The organism is Calothrix sp. FACHB-168 (assembly GCF_963889195.1).
In the GTDB taxonomy this organism is placed as follows: domain Bacteria; phylum Cyanobacteriota; class Cyanobacteriia; order Cyanobacteriales; family Nostocaceae; genus Aulosira; species Aulosira anomala_A.
Window position 1 is genome coordinate 131,961 of the sequence record NZ_CAWPNJ010000019.1, and the last position, 13,718, is coordinate 145,678.

Sequence of the window (13,718 nt, forward strand, 5' to 3'; positions counted from 1 at the left end):
ATAATCAATTAAAGAATACAGAAGATCCAGATGATTAAATATTTTTTACTCAGAGAAAAATAACTTAATCTGGAAAAGTTAGCGGCGGTAATTTTTTGAATTAGGAGTTTAGTAATGCTGACAGCAGTAGTAGGAATTGTAGGGATAGCTAGTTGTTTATATCTATATTCTATTCTTCTATCTATTAGAGAAAAAATAGAAGAAGAAATGATGACTAGTAATAGTAGTGATTTAGGAGAAGAAGAATGATAGTAGAGATAAGTGCAGCTTCAATAATAGCTACAGCAATAATAGCTACTATATTTCCATTGTATTTCCACTGGTTAAGACCTGATAAATGGTATCCAGATTTAGAAGAAGAGAATATAGAGGAGAGTGAAGAAAGTAATTAGAGATGGTAAAGTAGCCGTCTTATATTCACCAGAATATGGGGCGGGCTGGTATAGTTGGCATAAGAAAGAAGAACTATTATTTCTACCTGAGTTAGTAGAGATATTAGAGAGTTCAATTATTGGTTACAAGAAACTTTCTGAAAGTAGAAAGAAAGAAATAATAGGTACTACTTTAATAAATACAGGAAGATATACATACTATCGCTATGAGAATGAAAGTGATAGTAAGTTTGTCTATGTAGATGAAGTAGATATAGATAATTCAATATATCTAGGAGGGTGTGTAGATTTAACTATTGAATGGATACCTAAAGGATTACCCTTTAGAGTAAGAGAATATGATGGCTTTGAGACCATAGACTATGGTGAGACAGGGTGGATTATATCCTAAGGTAGAAGATGATTAAGAGAACGATAATCAGTTTGGTATCAGTAATTGATAGTGCCTTATCTATCTTCTCTATAACTAAGACTAATAATTCAAATAGAGATCTAAGTAAAGCACTATCAGAAAGTGAAGCTATTCCTATAGGAAAGGGGAAATATGTAGTGTTTGATGGAAAAGGTGAGCCGCAAGAATTCTATTTAGAAGAAATGGAAATAGAAGTAGAACCATTTGATAATCAAGGATATCTGCCATGAACTGGAATCAAGAACTGTTTGATAAATGGATTAAAGAGTTAAGAGAAGGAGGCCATAAGCAAATAAATGATATTTTAGGAGAAGAGGAAGAAGATGCTTATTGCTGTTTAGGTATCTTATGTATAGTTGCTTCTAATATAGAGAGACTATCTAATGCCTTAGAAAAAGATGAATATAGTAGTCTATGCTTCCCTCCAAAAGAAATAGCTGAAGAGCTAAGTTTAGATAGTCATATTCAGCTATGGATGAGGGACTGTGAATATAAAGACATCCTTAAAGAAGATGTTTATCTACACAGCTATACAGTAGCTAACTACTTAGCCTATTTAAATGACAATGAGAAGTGGGACTTTAATCAGATAGCTGATTGGCTGTTAACTCATTACTGCATATATCTAGAGAGAAGAGATAGGTTAGCTTCTGTTCAGCATGATATCTGGAGCCATTGGATGAATTATATGTGGACTAAGTGCTCTATTAATCCAGATGGTAGTAGAACTATTCCAGAAGAGTTAGTAGAAAGATGGACTAGGCAGATGAATAGTTCTTATAAAGAACTACCTATTGAAGAGAGAGATAGTGATATTAGACAGGCGGCTAAGATGATGAATGAATTAAATGTGATTTACGAGATAGTAATGGAGTAATATATGTCACTAGCATTTGCTTTATCTAAAGATGGTGATCTTGTATCCTTCATAGAAGGTTGTATTCCCTCTATTGAAAGGATAGAAGAGCGGTTAGTAATAGTTACTTATGAAGGTGACTGGGCTGACGAGATTACAGTAACAGGTACTAGATTATTCACTGTACCAGAATGGGATGAGCTAATTAGAAGAGTAGAAGAATACTTTTCTAATGGTGGGGAATTAAGCAAGTATATAGGCTCTAATCAGACTATATACTATAACTCCTTTAAAGAATGGAGATATTGCTATAAAGAAATGCCAGTTCATCCAGAATATGCAGACATGGTTAAAGTGCTATATAGCAATAGCATATTTAATAATGCTCAGTCTAAACATTTCTATTATCCAGAACTAGAGGATGAATAATGCCAGACTTTTATTCTTTTGTAATAGGAGCAGTAGTAGCTAGCTTAGTTATAGGAATAGTAAAAGGCAGAAAGAGAGCCAAAGAAAACTTAGTTGTAAAAGGAAGCAAAGGAAGAGCCAGTGGTAGATAGGTTTATTAGATTGTTACTAAGTCCTTTATTAATAATGAAAAGGACTTTTAAATCAAATACTTTACCTCATGATTATCCTGAGTATTTAGAAGGAGATGATTGGGGTTTTCCTATTGATATAGAAGGAGACTAATGGGTGACTGGTATTTAGTATTTGGATATGATTTTTACTATCCTAGAGGAGGTCTAAATGACCTTAAGTTTGAGGGTAGTAAGTATGATATAGAACAAAGAGTTCTTAAAAGAAGTGAGTACTCTGATAGATATTCAATAGATGGTAATGAATGGGATGTAGTAAAGGTTTACAAGAAAGGAGACCTAGAAGAGGTTCCCTTAAGTGAATTCAATTTAAAAGAGGACGGAAACAGATGGTAAAAACAGCAATAATCCTTACTGGTTTTATGTTGCAAGGATTATTAAGTGTATGGGGAATACATAGTTGTGTGGCTATAATCAATAGCGCAAGCAGCTTCTATATGTGGGGTTACTTTGGGATCGTAGTAATAATTGCTTGCAATGTAGCTACTGTTTATTTCTGGATAAATAAGGCAACTTATGAAGACTAATTTTAAACCCTTAACTAAAGCAAAAAGAAGACTAATACTAAACACCCGCCCTAGAAATCTTCTAGTAGGTGCAGTTATTCCAAATGAGAAAGGAAAGATATTACTTCTCAAAAGAAGTGAAGAAGTATGTCTACCTGGAAAATGGGAAGTACCTAGTGGAGTAGTAGACCCTAATCTAGACATTTCTATAGCTCTTAAGGAGATATTGAATATAAGTACTGGCTTAGAAATCAATAAGATTGAAAGTCGGTTAGGAGATACAAAGGAGGTATCAATAAGAGGGTTTAATAAGATCCAGTACAATTATCTCGTTTATTGCAAGGATAGTGAAGTGGTCTTAGATAAATCTATCTACTCAGACTATAGTTGGGTTACTATATCTCATTTAGATAAGTACTTAACTACAACAGAGGCTTTAATTTTCTCAAGTGGTTTAATTGATTAAGGAAAAGAAAATGGATTTACGTAAAGTATTGCTTGGTAGTTTAGTACTTTCTCTAGTTGGTTGTGGAACTATTATTAACCCTGGAGAGAAAGCATATAAAGTCTATTTAAGTGGAGAGAGTAGAGGCTTTGATAAAGCAGTAGAGATTACTGATGGCAGAGCACATGAAGGTATTGGAGAAAAGGTATACTTTATCTCTACTGCTTTGAAGAATGTAGTGTACTCAGCTAAAGCTACTGAAGGTGGTACTGCTGACCAATCCATTAAGTTCAATGCTAAAGGTGGGGTCAAAGCTACAGGTAATGTAGCCGTCTCATACCAGATTGCAGATAAGGTAACTATTGATGGTCAAGAGAAAGATGGAGGTAAGTTATTCTTAGCTGCTTATAAAGTAGATGATGATAACTTTGCTCAAGGAGCTCTCTTTGAAGCAGTAAGAAAGACTATTAATGAGGTAGCAGTAAAATACACTATTGATAGTATGATGGGAGCAGACCCATCAGGTAAATCCTTAGCTGACTTTCAAGGGGAAATAGAAAAAGTTCTTAATGAAAGACTCATTACTAAAGGGGTACAGATTCTATCTGTTACTTTTACTGATGGTGTAGATCCTATATCAGATAGCATTAGGAAGAGTATTGAGAATAAACAGCAGGCTGCCCTTGAAGCTGAACAGACTGAAGCTAGGAAGAAGAAAGCTAAAGGTGAATTAGAGATTGAGCAAATAGAAGCTCAAAAGAATAAAGTTAAGTCTGGTTCCTTAACTCCTAATCTCTTAAGAGATAAGGAGTTAGACATTATTGATAAGAAGTGGGATGGGCGGTTACCAGATGGTGGTAATGGATTAACAATCCTTAAACAGCAACCAGCCCCCAAACAACAATAACTTATTTCTTCTTCTCTCTTCTAGCTTCATAGAGCTGAAGTATCTCATCCCACATATCTTCAGGGATAGGTAAAAGAATATGCCCCTCCAACTCTTCAGTTATTTCTACAAACCCCTCCATAGCTGGGAGGGGTTTAAGATCTATTAATTTCTTAAGGGCATTTACTTTTAGACCAGTTTTAGGTTTAGCTCTAGGTGGTGGAGAAGGTGAAGAAGTAGTTTGTTCATTAGGTAGCTGAGGTTTAACTATAACTTCAGTTACCTCAGTAGGTGGCAGAGTTAAGGAAGGGGGTTCTTTAAGAGTATGAAAGTATTCTTTAATATATCTTTCACTAGCTTTAACATAACCTTCCCCCTTAGCTTGCTCTACTGCCTGAATAATACCAGCAGCAAACTGAGCTGATGTCCACTCTAATCTCTTAGATTCTGCGATCGCATTTCTGAGAGTAGTTACAGCTATATCTCCCTTAATCAAAAGGTTTTGAACATTTGATGGTTGACCTGCAACCATCATTAAGGTGTCATATTCATTAGAAGTAATACCTACAGCTTCCATGAATTGTTCTTTAGAATAACCTCGATTAATAAACCGTTGTATTAATGAAGACTTCTCTACTGGGTTAAGATTCTTTTTACCATCACCCCACATGTCAAGTTCTTCTGTTTCCCAAGAAGTTCCATGACCAATAGTAGTAATGATTGTAGGAATAGTAAGTATATTACAGCCTTCTTGATTGAGCTGCCATACACTTAGATGTCTTCTATGTCCATCTTTAGGAGCTAAATAATTTCCATCAAGAATTGCCTTGATAGGTTCAGTTACTCCTCCTCTAGCTCTTATCTTAAGTTTCAGATCTTCTAATTCACCTGATTCAATACCATAGTCTTTCCTAACATTCCAGGAATGTTTCTCTAATAAAGATAAGACTTCTGGGGTATAAGCTAGTGGAGCCCCTTCAGAACCTTCTACTCTATGTAATTTATTATCTACACCTACATAAAGTTTTGGGCCTATGAAATCCCCATTGATAAGTCTCAAAGAAAATAAATCAATAGGTACCTGTATTATCTCTCCAGAGATTTTACCAGCAACTCTACCTGCCCTAGACACATGCGTACTCCTTGACTAATAACGGCGTACTACTCAGTCTACATAGAGCAGGTAACAGGTCTAGTAATTGTAATAAAACTTAAGGAAAGGTAAATGAAAAGTATCAAGAAGATATTTAGGAATGAATTGTACTGGTTTGCTATCTCTGTCTGCTTTTTATTAATAGGCACATTTACTTCAGTGGATAAAGTAGCAGCAGGTATAGGATTTGCAATTAGTTATTCAATAGGTTTAGTAATTGGATTTAGGAAAAAGAAATGAGAAAACAAGCAAGTTTATTAGAAATAGTAGTTAGAAGTCTGTCTAAAAGAATAGAGAAACCTATTATGGGGCTAATAGATTTAATGCTTCTACTATATTTCACTAAAGAATATGGAGTTGAGATTACTATTAGCTTATGGCTTTTGATTAATGTATTAAGTTGGACATGGAATTATTACTATCCAGAAGACTTTGGAGATAAATAATGCTTTCAATTAGAGATTGGGAATTAATCCATTGTAATAATGGATTTGCAAACATTAGATGTGATGATTATCCTATCAAATGGTGGGAAGATAGAGATGGTAATGTCTACAGATATGCAGTAGACATTAGACTAATTAATTGGTGGATAGAAACTAGTAAAGAGAGCGCTCTTAAAGCAATTCTAGAAGAGAATGGTGAGAATGAATTCTCTAGAAACTTATATCTATTTACTAGTAAGGCAATAGAAACAAACTATTATTTGCTAGCTAAAGAAGTATGTGGTAGAGATAATCCTAATCTAAGTTTTATTAATCTTATTAGAGATAATCAAGAGTGGTATAGCTTAGAAGATTGGGAGAAGTTTCAGAAGGTAATAGGTTCATTCCCGTTAAGAGTTATGACTAGTGCCATCTTATTGTGTGAGAAGATATTCTACTCATGGAATAAAGATAAGGTATATCATGCTTTTGAATATAAGGAGAAAGGGGGACTTAGTTTCTATTGGAGATATAGTCAATGGTTCTGGGATAATCATCTTAGGATTAGTATGGCGGCTCCTAAGAAACTTACCTTTGATAACTTCCAATTAGGTACTGAGTTATCTATAGGAGGAATGGAAGAGTCTATTGGTATAGGTATTTATCTGTGGATAGTTAATATATATCTAACTCTAGAGTTAAATAAGTTCTTTAAGAATGAAGAGTTATATCTAACTGGATTCCAATTCTTCTCTGAACTATTCTGGATTAAGTTATGGCATCCAGATAGTCAGTATGGTAAAAGAATGTGGACTATTAGATGGTTAGATATTCTTCTAGGAAATTTAGTATTCCAGAGAAGTAAGGTATTTGATACTGCTATAGCAATAAACTTACCTGAGAGTAACTATAATGCTCGTCTTCTAGTAGAAAAGAATACTAGATATAGAAGATGGGGACTCTTTAAGGAAGAATATCTTACCTATGATGTAGAAATAAAAGAACCAGGTGGCATTCCTATGCCTGGTGATAGTGACTCTGATTACTATGATGGGGACGATGCGATTTATAGAAGAGGAGGAAGATTAGAAAGTACTATTAGTGAGGCGCTAGAAGAAATAGTTAGTGACATTATGACTAAGAGAAACAAAGCGGGCTGGTATAATGACGTACTCTAATTGGAATCCTAATGTATCTACTAGAGATATAGTTAACTCTCTACAGAAGACTATAGAAGATTTAGAAATCAATGGGCCTATTCCCATAGCAGTGGGAATTGAAGAAGATAAATTCAATGAGCTTACTTCTTATTTCCAGAAGGTAAACGGTAATTATCCTTCTTACTATGGAGTAAGAGCCTATCCTATGAGGGGATTAGATATTCCCTTTAAGAGTTACTACAACGAAGAGGATCTGAAATTAGATTTAAGTATTTACGGAGTAGATAATGAAAAGTAGTCGGATAGTTGCATTAATAGTTGGACTAACTAGTATAAGTGCTATTAATATTAGCTCTATTCTAGTAACTAATGTGGTGATAGATAGTCAGTATAAGAAGCCGCTTAGTTATGCTGTAGGTAGTACATATCCTCAAGATACAATAGATGGACTTCAACAAGTAAAGAAATGGTTTGAAGATAACTATATAACTCAAGGGAGTACATGTATCTATATAGATAATCCCTATTGTGATTTAAGTAAGTTCTATCATACTAGAATAGTAAAATCTATTGAGCTGCTTGAAGAAATAAAAGAAAAGAATGATCCATTAGCTACAAGTAATCTACTTCTCCAAATAAAAGATAGCTTCCATAATAAAGGAGAACTGATAGAACCAGAGAATCTTAATCTACGTCTTAGATGGGGTGGATATTCTATAGTTGGATGGTGGATAGATTTACTTAGCTATGTAATATTAATAGCAGGTGCGACTTTAGTAATATCCCTACTAAGATAGAACATGTTATTAGATCAATGGATTCAATATAGTCCTCAGTATATCTACTTGAAAGGTTATACTGAGGACTTTTTTCCTTTTACTTATTTAGATTGGGATGAAGTAAAGGATGCTGAAAGTGAAGATGAGAATATAACTTTCTTAGGGGTTAAGATGTTAGGGAATCATACAGATAAAGAATTCCCTAATTATTCTTATCATCTAGTGTTAAGAAATAGTAGGTTAATAGCTAAGGGGTATGGACAGAATAGAAGAAATATAGCACCTCAGTTACCAGGAACTATATTAGTAATCGATAGCTGGAAGTATCATCATGTTACTTGGGATAAGAGATTAAAGAGTAAAGAGGATCCCTTATGGATCTCTGCTTGTTTTGATAGTAATGAGTTAATAAGTAGGGACAGAATAATAGAAGTATTTAATAACTTCTTGGAGAATTAGAAATGAAAGACGCATTGGGAGATAGAATGAAGGAATTCTATGAGAATGTTTATAGAATTCATTTAACTAGAAGAACTCCTGTAATTCTAAGACTAGATGGTAAGTCCTTCCATACTTACTGTAAATCTCTGAAGGATAGGTTTAATAAAGGATTCATGAGATGTATGGATCTAACTGCTATTAGATTAATGGGGGAGATACAGGGAGCCCAGCTTGCTTTTGTGCAGAGTGATGAGATTAGTATTCTTCTACATGATTATAAGAAACTAACATCTGAAGCATGGATGAAGAATAATATTCAGAAGATGGTTAGTATTAGTGCAGCTATAGCTTCAGTAGAGTTTACTAAGAATAGTCCTATCATTTGGGGATTTAAAGAACTAGATGACGGCTCCTCTATACCTATAACCAAAGAAGCATACTTTGATAGTAGAGTATTTACTATCCCAGAAGCGGAAGTATGTAATTACTTTATCTGGAGACAGAATGATGCAACTAGAAACTCTATTCTTTCTTTAGGTCAAAGTCTCTTTTCACACAAACAGTTACAAGGATTGAACTGTTCTATAATTCAAGATATATGTCATGATAAAGGACATAACTGGAATGATTTACCTACTAGTCATAAGAGAGGTAGATGCATAGTTAAAAAGTACCACAACTTTGTATCAGAAGGTGGAGTAGAGACTATAAGAAGTAAATGGGTAGTAGACGAAGAAATACCTATCTTTACTCAAGATAGAAACTATATAAATAAGTATTTGGCGGTTGATAATAGTTAACTTTTCATATATCTATTAGATAATAGGAAATAACCTTTAACTAATAGATATATGGAATACCCAACATTTGTCAGTAGAATATATGACTGCTTAGGAATTGAAGAGAAAGATATAAATAATAACTATAAAGATTATATCCATATTAATAGTGAAACTTTATCTAAAGAAGATTATAGAAACTTTATAGATAAATGGTTCTCTATTTATAAAGAGGATTCTATACTTTATGAAACTATGATGAATAGAAAGAATCTTCTTATAAAAAGAATAGAGGGCGGTTATAGAATAAGTAATTCTATAATAAATGATTTTTTTATACTAGCTGTATCTTGTTATTACATAGAGAATATAGCTAGCACTTCAGAATATGGTAATAAAAGTCATAGAGCTATGGTTATATACCACGCAGATAGGTATAAGATGAATTTACCTATAAGTGAATTAAGGTTTTATAATCATGTTCTAAAGAGGATATATAAGAAGAATCGTAGAATTTATATAAACATAAAAACTTTAGAGAAGTGCTATAAAGACTGGATAGATATAAAAGGACAGGTATCTAAAGAAATAACTAAGAGAATGATTGATAATGGAATATTAATTGTCACACATGGAGGTACTAAAGTTACTTATAGTAGTTTAAAGATAGCTAGGGTGATAAGACATCTTAGAGAAAAAGATCTACTATTAAATGAACAGAAGAATTTATTAAATGAATTATACAGAAGAAGATATTTATAATCTACCTATTAGAAAAGTAATAACTAAAGAACAAGTCCTTTTACTGTTAATAAACAATACTACTAACTATTTAGAAGAGTTAGGTAATTGGACAGTAGTTAATGTTAACTCCCTAATAGAATTTCAGAGACAAGATAAAGTAGTAGTTAACATTCTATTTAATAGAACACATAATAGCTTTCAGAGATCTCAGTCAGTAGATCAATGGGTATTAGCTAGTGTGTACTATGATGAGCAGCCTGTAATGATTATCAGGAATATAGTATGGAGGGAAGATGGATGCCCGCTTAAATTTATTACTGATATAGATAAATATAAGTTAATGATTAAATATCTATTCTCATTTATTAGAAAAGAAGGTACAGGAATAGATACTCCCAGAGATGGAATAGATGCAGATATAGTAGAAGGATTATATAAGTTTGCTGGAGCTGGTGTTCTGGAATGGATACAAGAGATAGATAGACCCAACTATAGTCCAGAACAATTTAGTAAGGCTATGAAGAGAGTGTTAGATATTAATAAAGTATGGGGTATGTGATATGGAAGGAAAAAATAGAAGATTAATAAATTGTAGATGGGAAGGTTTAGTACCTAGACCTGAGGAATATCTAGAAGAGAAAGTAGAACAAGGAATAATATCTAAGCAAGAAGCAGAACAGATAGAGAAACTAAGTTCTATTATTCTTGAGCTAGAAGAGTTGAAAGATAAGAATAAACCAGAGTAGTAAAATGAGGCGGCTATTTATGCCGCCTCATTAATTTAAAGGACATGTAAGAAGAGATGAGTGATATAAGACCACCACATAGAAAAGGAAGATGGAGCCAAAAGAGTTCTGATTATGATTACGAATATGATCCTAATGAAAGTAGCTGGACTACTTGTAGCTACGATAAAGATGGAAAGTTAGTAGAACATACTACTTATTATAGTAATGATGAGGATTATAACAAACGTAGTGCTTCTTTATTCATAAGAATAGTTAGATATGTCTTCGGGTTTGGAATTAGCTATAAGAATATTACTTATGAATATAGTACTGCCGGAGAAGGAGAAGAGGCTTGTTTAGAATATCTAGATGTCCCCTTAAGTGAGAAACCATCTTCAGAAGAGATAGTACAGAAGAAGAAAGATAGAATATTTAAAAGAAAGTGGTGGGACTGGGCATTACAAACCTTTGGTAAGAATTCCCCAATAGAAGGGGATGCACTAGATTACTACGATATTATTTCAGATGGAGGAGAAATAGAAGATGACCCCAACACTTACGAGCTAGTAGAGAAAATATTAAATGGTGAATCAATTGCAGAGTATATAGAGGATACTGATTTCCCTGAAGAATATTTCTACGACTCTAGTGAGTATCAAGAGGAGGATATATATGACGATTACTAAACAAGAATTATTAGAAGCAATAAATACTATTGCATTCAATATGGAATCATTTCTTTCTTCTAATAAAGATAGCTATAAGATAACAGAGAAGATTAATTTAATCAGATCATATCAACTAGATTCAGTAGTCTATGATAGTCAACCTAAATGTGAGCAGATAGCTTATGTAGATGAAGATTTCATCTCTTTAGGGGGAAAGAAAATTATAAAGTTATTGGCTAATAGATTTACTATAGATGAGTATATTTTAAGAGTAGAACCAGGTACTAATAAGTTTTTATTAGTAGAAGAAGATAACTTTTCTGGTGTACTTCCTACATTTATAGAATCTAGATTAGTTAGATACTTATGGGGCGAGTTAATTCCTAAACCTCTTATAGAGAATAAAGAACGAGAAGAATTTCTGAAGTTAGTTAGTGACTATATAAATGATAGTAAGTTACTGTTTAAATTAGAACTTCCTAATCTTATATCAGAAAGAGAGTTAGATAAAAGACCAGAATATTCTTTATTAATAAAAGGGGAGAATATATATTCTTTTCTAGAGGAGAAAAAAGAATATAATGAAACATATTTAAATAGGAAAGAGAGTTTAGTAACCAGTAGAAAGATAGTAACTAAATGGTTTGAGAAAATCTACTCTAATATATTCATCTTAGAGTGGTATGGAACTAAGTATGGTCAAAAGAAAGGACAATTAGTATTTAATCTAGAGAACTTTACATACAATCAAGTGAGGATAGCTTTTAATAGTAATCCTCCTAGTTAACAATCTAGAAATAGGCGGCATTATTAGCCGCCTATTTTATTAAGGAGATATATGAGTAATACAAAGATAAGATGTTTAAAAGCAACACCACTTCTTAATGAATGTGATGAGTACTGGCAAGTAGAAATACATTATCTAGAAGATGGAAGAGTATTAACAGTTAAATGTCCCTTCCAAGCTAAGTATGATTTCTATTTAGGTATTACTAATGTTCCTATAGAGTGGGAAGTTATTGATCAAAGAGAAATGACATTGAAGGAGAAAAGAGAATTCAATTTACATTATGATTAATTCACTTAGCCATTTCATTTTCTTCTTATATAATATCCACGCCCTTCTTAGCCCAAGCTCTATTCAAGGCAGCTCGTCTATAACGCTTACTAGATAAGGCTAGTTGAGGATAATAGATACTAGGTCTCTTAACTACTACAGCAGCAGAATCATATAGAAGAGTAGTAGTGAAGAATTTACTAGAAGTATTAGTCCAGTTCTCCTCATCATTAAATAATGCTTCTCTAAGAAAGAATCTATTATCTGGGGAGTATTGAGCTACTCTAATTTTCTGAGCCCTTCTTAGTCTAGAGTTAACTGTTCTAATAGAGACTCCCAATCTATTAGCTACAGTTAATTGGGAGCCTCCAAAAGAAGACCATTTATCATTAACAAATAAAACTCCACTTCTTAATAATATTATCCCCGTGGATATGTCAGAGATAGGATTAGTCCCATTATTAAAAAGTGAAGCTATATCTTTATCTGATAAAGGTTTATTCCTATTAGAATTCTTAGTTAAAGACTTGTTAGCTAAATATCTAGATTGTCCTTGGAGAGATAATTGAGTAGCCAAAGTAGAGTAATATTTTAAATCTTTAATATCTTCTATTTCTATCTCACATGAAGCGCCCCAATTATCTACTTCATTCTCTAGACAAATTCTAACTAGACTTTTGTAGTAAAAAGTATATAACTCACCTCTTCTAATTATCTTAAAGAATAAATTAGATTTGGTATATCTCCATAAAGTAGTTTTACTTATATCTAATGTCTTTTGAATATATTTAGAGTCTAAAATAGATTTACCTGAACCATTCTTATCCATAGCTCTAACTAGGTACCACAATTTAAGAGGTGCCCCAATCTTTTCAATTAAATAGCTATGAATAAAAGTAGAAGACATTAATTATAGGTACAAGTATATATAATATAAATTATATATTATAGAAAGGTATTAATATGCAAGATTTTAAACCTTTACCAGAGTCATATTTACTTGAATATGACACTACAAGAAAATGTATTGATGGAAGTATAGAAATAATAAATCCTATAAGAAGTTTAGAGAAAAGGGTATTAGGGGGAACTGATAATAAATTCTGGCTAGCCTACTTAGAGATAAGAGGTAAGAGTAAGGCTAGAGTACACCCTTCTATACAAGAGATTATTAAATATAAACGCATCAATAATAACTACTGGAAATCTCAAGAGGAATGATTAATTTAATTGCTCAAGTGCCGCCCTATCAACTACCTACTTTTCATTGGGTAGTATTATTAGTAGCTTTAACAATACTAATAGAAAAGATAATTAATGTATTAAGATAGTAAACTATGGGATATTATTCAGATTATGTTCTAAGAATAGAACCAGAAGATAAGACGACTTTTCTTTTAGAAGCCCTCAAATGTATTACAGATAATATAGATTGGCTTTCTTATAAATCACCTATAGATTCAGAGTATATCTACATAGAAGAATCTATTAAATGGTATGAACATGAAGAAGACCTTATCAAAATATCTAGTCTAATAGATTTAAAAGATTGTCTTATAACATGTTCTATTAAAGGAGAAGATGGAGAGGAGTCAAAAGTATATGCTAGAAATGGTAAGGTGGATATTGTATATCCAGAGATAATATGGAGGGCTCCTTCAGAAGAATTAATGAGGAGCTAATTCTTA

At 32.7% G+C, this 13,718-nt stretch carries 26 protein-coding genes; 24 read left to right on the top strand and 2 right to left on the bottom strand.

The features are described 5' to 3' along the window. The first annotated feature begins 114 nt into the window (after nt 1-114). The 10 genes from AACW45_RS11505 (at nt 115) to AACW45_RS11550 (ending at nt 4,117) form a co-directional block, all read left to right on the top strand. The gene (locus tag AACW45_RS11505; RefSeq protein WP_277880186.1) at nt 115-249 is read left to right on the top strand and encodes a hypothetical protein; all 135 of its coding nucleotides are present in this window, start codon (nt 115-117) and stop codon (nt 247-249) included. After that, on the top strand, nt 246-392 hold the full coding sequence (locus tag AACW45_RS11510; RefSeq protein ID WP_190627815.1) for a hypothetical protein: 147 nt from the start codon (nt 246-248) through the stop codon (nt 390-392). Before AACW45_RS11505 ends, AACW45_RS11510 begins: the two co-directional genes overlap by 4 nt. Further along, nucleotides 376-783 (top strand): hypothetical protein, encoded by a 408-nt coding sequence (locus tag AACW45_RS11515; protein WP_190627817.1) that lies wholly within the window; start codon nt 376-378, stop codon nt 781-783. Before AACW45_RS11510 ends, AACW45_RS11515 begins: the two co-directional genes overlap by 17 nt. Nucleotides 784-791: 8 nt before the next feature. After that, nucleotides 792-1,034, top strand: a complete 243-nt coding sequence (locus tag AACW45_RS11520) for a hypothetical protein (protein ID WP_190627819.1) — start codon at nt 792-794, stop codon at nt 1,032-1,034. Continuing rightward, the gene (locus AACW45_RS11525; protein ID WP_199330921.1) at nt 1,031-1,681 is read left to right on the top strand and encodes a hypothetical protein; all 651 of its coding nucleotides are present in this window, start codon (nt 1,031-1,033) and stop codon (nt 1,679-1,681) included. The genes AACW45_RS11520 and AACW45_RS11525 overlap by 4 nt, the downstream gene beginning before the upstream one ends. A 3-nt stretch (nt 1,682-1,684) precedes the next feature. Continuing rightward, nucleotides 1,685-2,089 carry a hypothetical protein gene (locus tag AACW45_RS11530; protein WP_190627821.1) on the top strand — a complete coding sequence of 135 codons (405 nt, stop codon included), beginning with the start codon at nt 1,685-1,687 and terminating at the stop codon, nt 2,087-2,089. Then, the gene (locus tag AACW45_RS11535; RefSeq protein WP_277880187.1) at nt 2,089-2,220 is read left to right on the top strand and encodes a hypothetical protein; all 132 of its coding nucleotides are present in this window, start codon (nt 2,089-2,091) and stop codon (nt 2,218-2,220) included. The genes AACW45_RS11530 and AACW45_RS11535 overlap by 1 nt, the downstream gene beginning before the upstream one ends. Nucleotides 2,221-2,352: 132 nt before the next feature. After that, on the top strand, nt 2,353-2,595 hold the full coding sequence (locus AACW45_RS11540) for a hypothetical protein (RefSeq protein WP_190627823.1): 243 nt from the start codon (nt 2,353-2,355) through the stop codon (nt 2,593-2,595). A 180-nt stretch (nt 2,596-2,775) separates the two neighbouring features. After that, entirely contained in the window at nt 2,776-3,231 is a 456-nt protein-coding gene (locus AACW45_RS11545) for an NUDIX hydrolase (protein WP_190627825.1), read from the top strand. A gap of 10 nt (nt 3,232-3,241) precedes the next feature. Continuing rightward, nucleotides 3,242-4,117 (top strand): SPFH domain-containing protein, encoded by an 876-nt coding sequence (locus AACW45_RS11550; RefSeq protein WP_190627828.1) that lies wholly within the window; start codon nt 3,242-3,244, stop codon nt 4,115-4,117. A 1-nt stretch (nt 4,118) separates the two neighbouring features. Here AACW45_RS11550 and AACW45_RS11555 read toward each other — a convergent pair whose 3' ends face one another. Next, the gene (locus AACW45_RS11555; protein WP_190627831.1) at nt 4,119-5,228 is read right to left on the bottom strand and encodes a hypothetical protein; all 1,110 of its coding nucleotides are present in this window, start codon (nt 5,226-5,228) and stop codon (nt 4,119-4,121) included. Between the two features lie 257 nt (nt 5,229-5,485). On the opposite strand from AACW45_RS11555, the gene AACW45_RS11560 reads away from it, so the two are divergent. The 12 genes from AACW45_RS11560 to AACW45_RS11615 are packed head-to-tail and all read left to right on the top strand — an operon-like array spanning nt 5,486 to nt 12,051. Next, nucleotides 5,486-5,695: a hypothetical protein gene (locus AACW45_RS11560; protein WP_190627833.1), complete on the top strand. Its 210-nt coding sequence runs from the start codon at nt 5,486-5,488 to the stop codon at nt 5,693-5,695. After that, a complete protein-coding gene (locus AACW45_RS11565) occupies nt 5,695-6,852 on the top strand; it encodes a hypothetical protein (RefSeq protein WP_190627835.1) in 1,158 nt (385 codons plus the stop codon). The genes AACW45_RS11560 and AACW45_RS11565 overlap by 1 nt, the downstream gene beginning before the upstream one ends. Beyond that, nucleotides 6,839-7,132, top strand: a complete 294-nt coding sequence (locus AACW45_RS11570) for a hypothetical protein (protein ID WP_190627837.1) — start codon at nt 6,839-6,841, stop codon at nt 7,130-7,132. Before AACW45_RS11565 ends, AACW45_RS11570 begins: the two co-directional genes overlap by 14 nt. Continuing rightward, nucleotides 7,122-7,631 (top strand): hypothetical protein, encoded by a 510-nt coding sequence (locus tag AACW45_RS11575; RefSeq protein ID WP_190627839.1) that lies wholly within the window; start codon nt 7,122-7,124, stop codon nt 7,629-7,631. Before AACW45_RS11570 ends, AACW45_RS11575 begins: the two co-directional genes overlap by 11 nt. A gap of 3 nt (nt 7,632-7,634) precedes the next feature. Beyond that, complete coding sequence (locus AACW45_RS11580) at nt 7,635-8,072, top strand: hypothetical protein (protein WP_190627841.1); 438 nt, start codon at nt 7,635-7,637, stop codon at nt 8,070-8,072. 2 nt (nt 8,073-8,074) lie between these two features. After that, nucleotides 8,075-8,854, top strand: a complete 780-nt coding sequence (locus tag AACW45_RS11585) for a tRNA(His) guanylyltransferase Thg1 family protein (protein ID WP_190627843.1) — start codon at nt 8,075-8,077, stop codon at nt 8,852-8,854. A gap of 51 nt (nt 8,855-8,905) precedes the next feature. Continuing rightward, entirely contained in the window at nt 8,906-9,595 is a 690-nt protein-coding gene (locus tag AACW45_RS11590) for a hypothetical protein (RefSeq protein WP_190627846.1), read from the top strand. Further along, nucleotides 9,567-10,136, top strand: coding sequence for a hypothetical protein (locus AACW45_RS11595; protein WP_190627848.1), 570 nt, complete (start codon nt 9,567-9,569; stop codon nt 10,134-10,136). The genes AACW45_RS11590 and AACW45_RS11595 overlap by 29 nt, the downstream gene beginning before the upstream one ends. A gap of 1 nt (nt 10,137) precedes the next feature. Next, nucleotides 10,138-10,323, top strand: a complete 186-nt coding sequence (locus tag AACW45_RS11600; protein ID WP_190627849.1) for a hypothetical protein — start codon at nt 10,138-10,140, stop codon at nt 10,321-10,323. 56 nt (nt 10,324-10,379) lie between these two features. Next, a complete protein-coding gene (locus AACW45_RS11605) occupies nt 10,380-10,991 on the top strand; it encodes a hypothetical protein (RefSeq protein ID WP_190627851.1) in 612 nt (203 codons plus the stop codon). Beyond that, nucleotides 10,978-11,760, top strand: a complete 783-nt coding sequence (locus AACW45_RS11610; RefSeq protein WP_190627854.1) for a hypothetical protein — start codon at nt 10,978-10,980, stop codon at nt 11,758-11,760. Before AACW45_RS11605 ends, AACW45_RS11610 begins: the two co-directional genes overlap by 14 nt. A gap of 51 nt (nt 11,761-11,811) precedes the next feature. Continuing rightward, on the top strand, nt 11,812-12,051 hold the full coding sequence (locus tag AACW45_RS11615; RefSeq protein ID WP_190627856.1) for a hypothetical protein: 240 nt from the start codon (nt 11,812-11,814) through the stop codon (nt 12,049-12,051). A gap of 25 nt (nt 12,052-12,076) precedes the next feature. Here AACW45_RS11615 and AACW45_RS11620 read toward each other — a convergent pair whose 3' ends face one another. Continuing rightward, a complete protein-coding gene (locus AACW45_RS11620) occupies nt 12,077-12,937 on the bottom strand; it encodes a hypothetical protein (protein ID WP_190627858.1) in 861 nt (286 codons plus the stop codon). A 56-nt stretch (nt 12,938-12,993) separates the two neighbouring features. On the opposite strand from AACW45_RS11620, the gene AACW45_RS11625 reads away from it, so the two are divergent. Both AACW45_RS11625 and AACW45_RS11630 read left to right on the top strand, forming a co-directional pair. Next, nucleotides 12,994-13,251, top strand: coding sequence for a hypothetical protein (locus AACW45_RS11625; protein WP_190627859.1), 258 nt, complete (start codon nt 12,994-12,996; stop codon nt 13,249-13,251). 116 nt (nt 13,252-13,367) lie between these two features. Continuing rightward, nucleotides 13,368-13,712 carry a hypothetical protein gene (locus AACW45_RS11630; protein ID WP_190627861.1) on the top strand — a complete coding sequence of 115 codons (345 nt, stop codon included), beginning with the start codon at nt 13,368-13,370 and terminating at the stop codon, nt 13,710-13,712. Nucleotides 13,713-13,718: the final 6 nt, after the last annotated feature.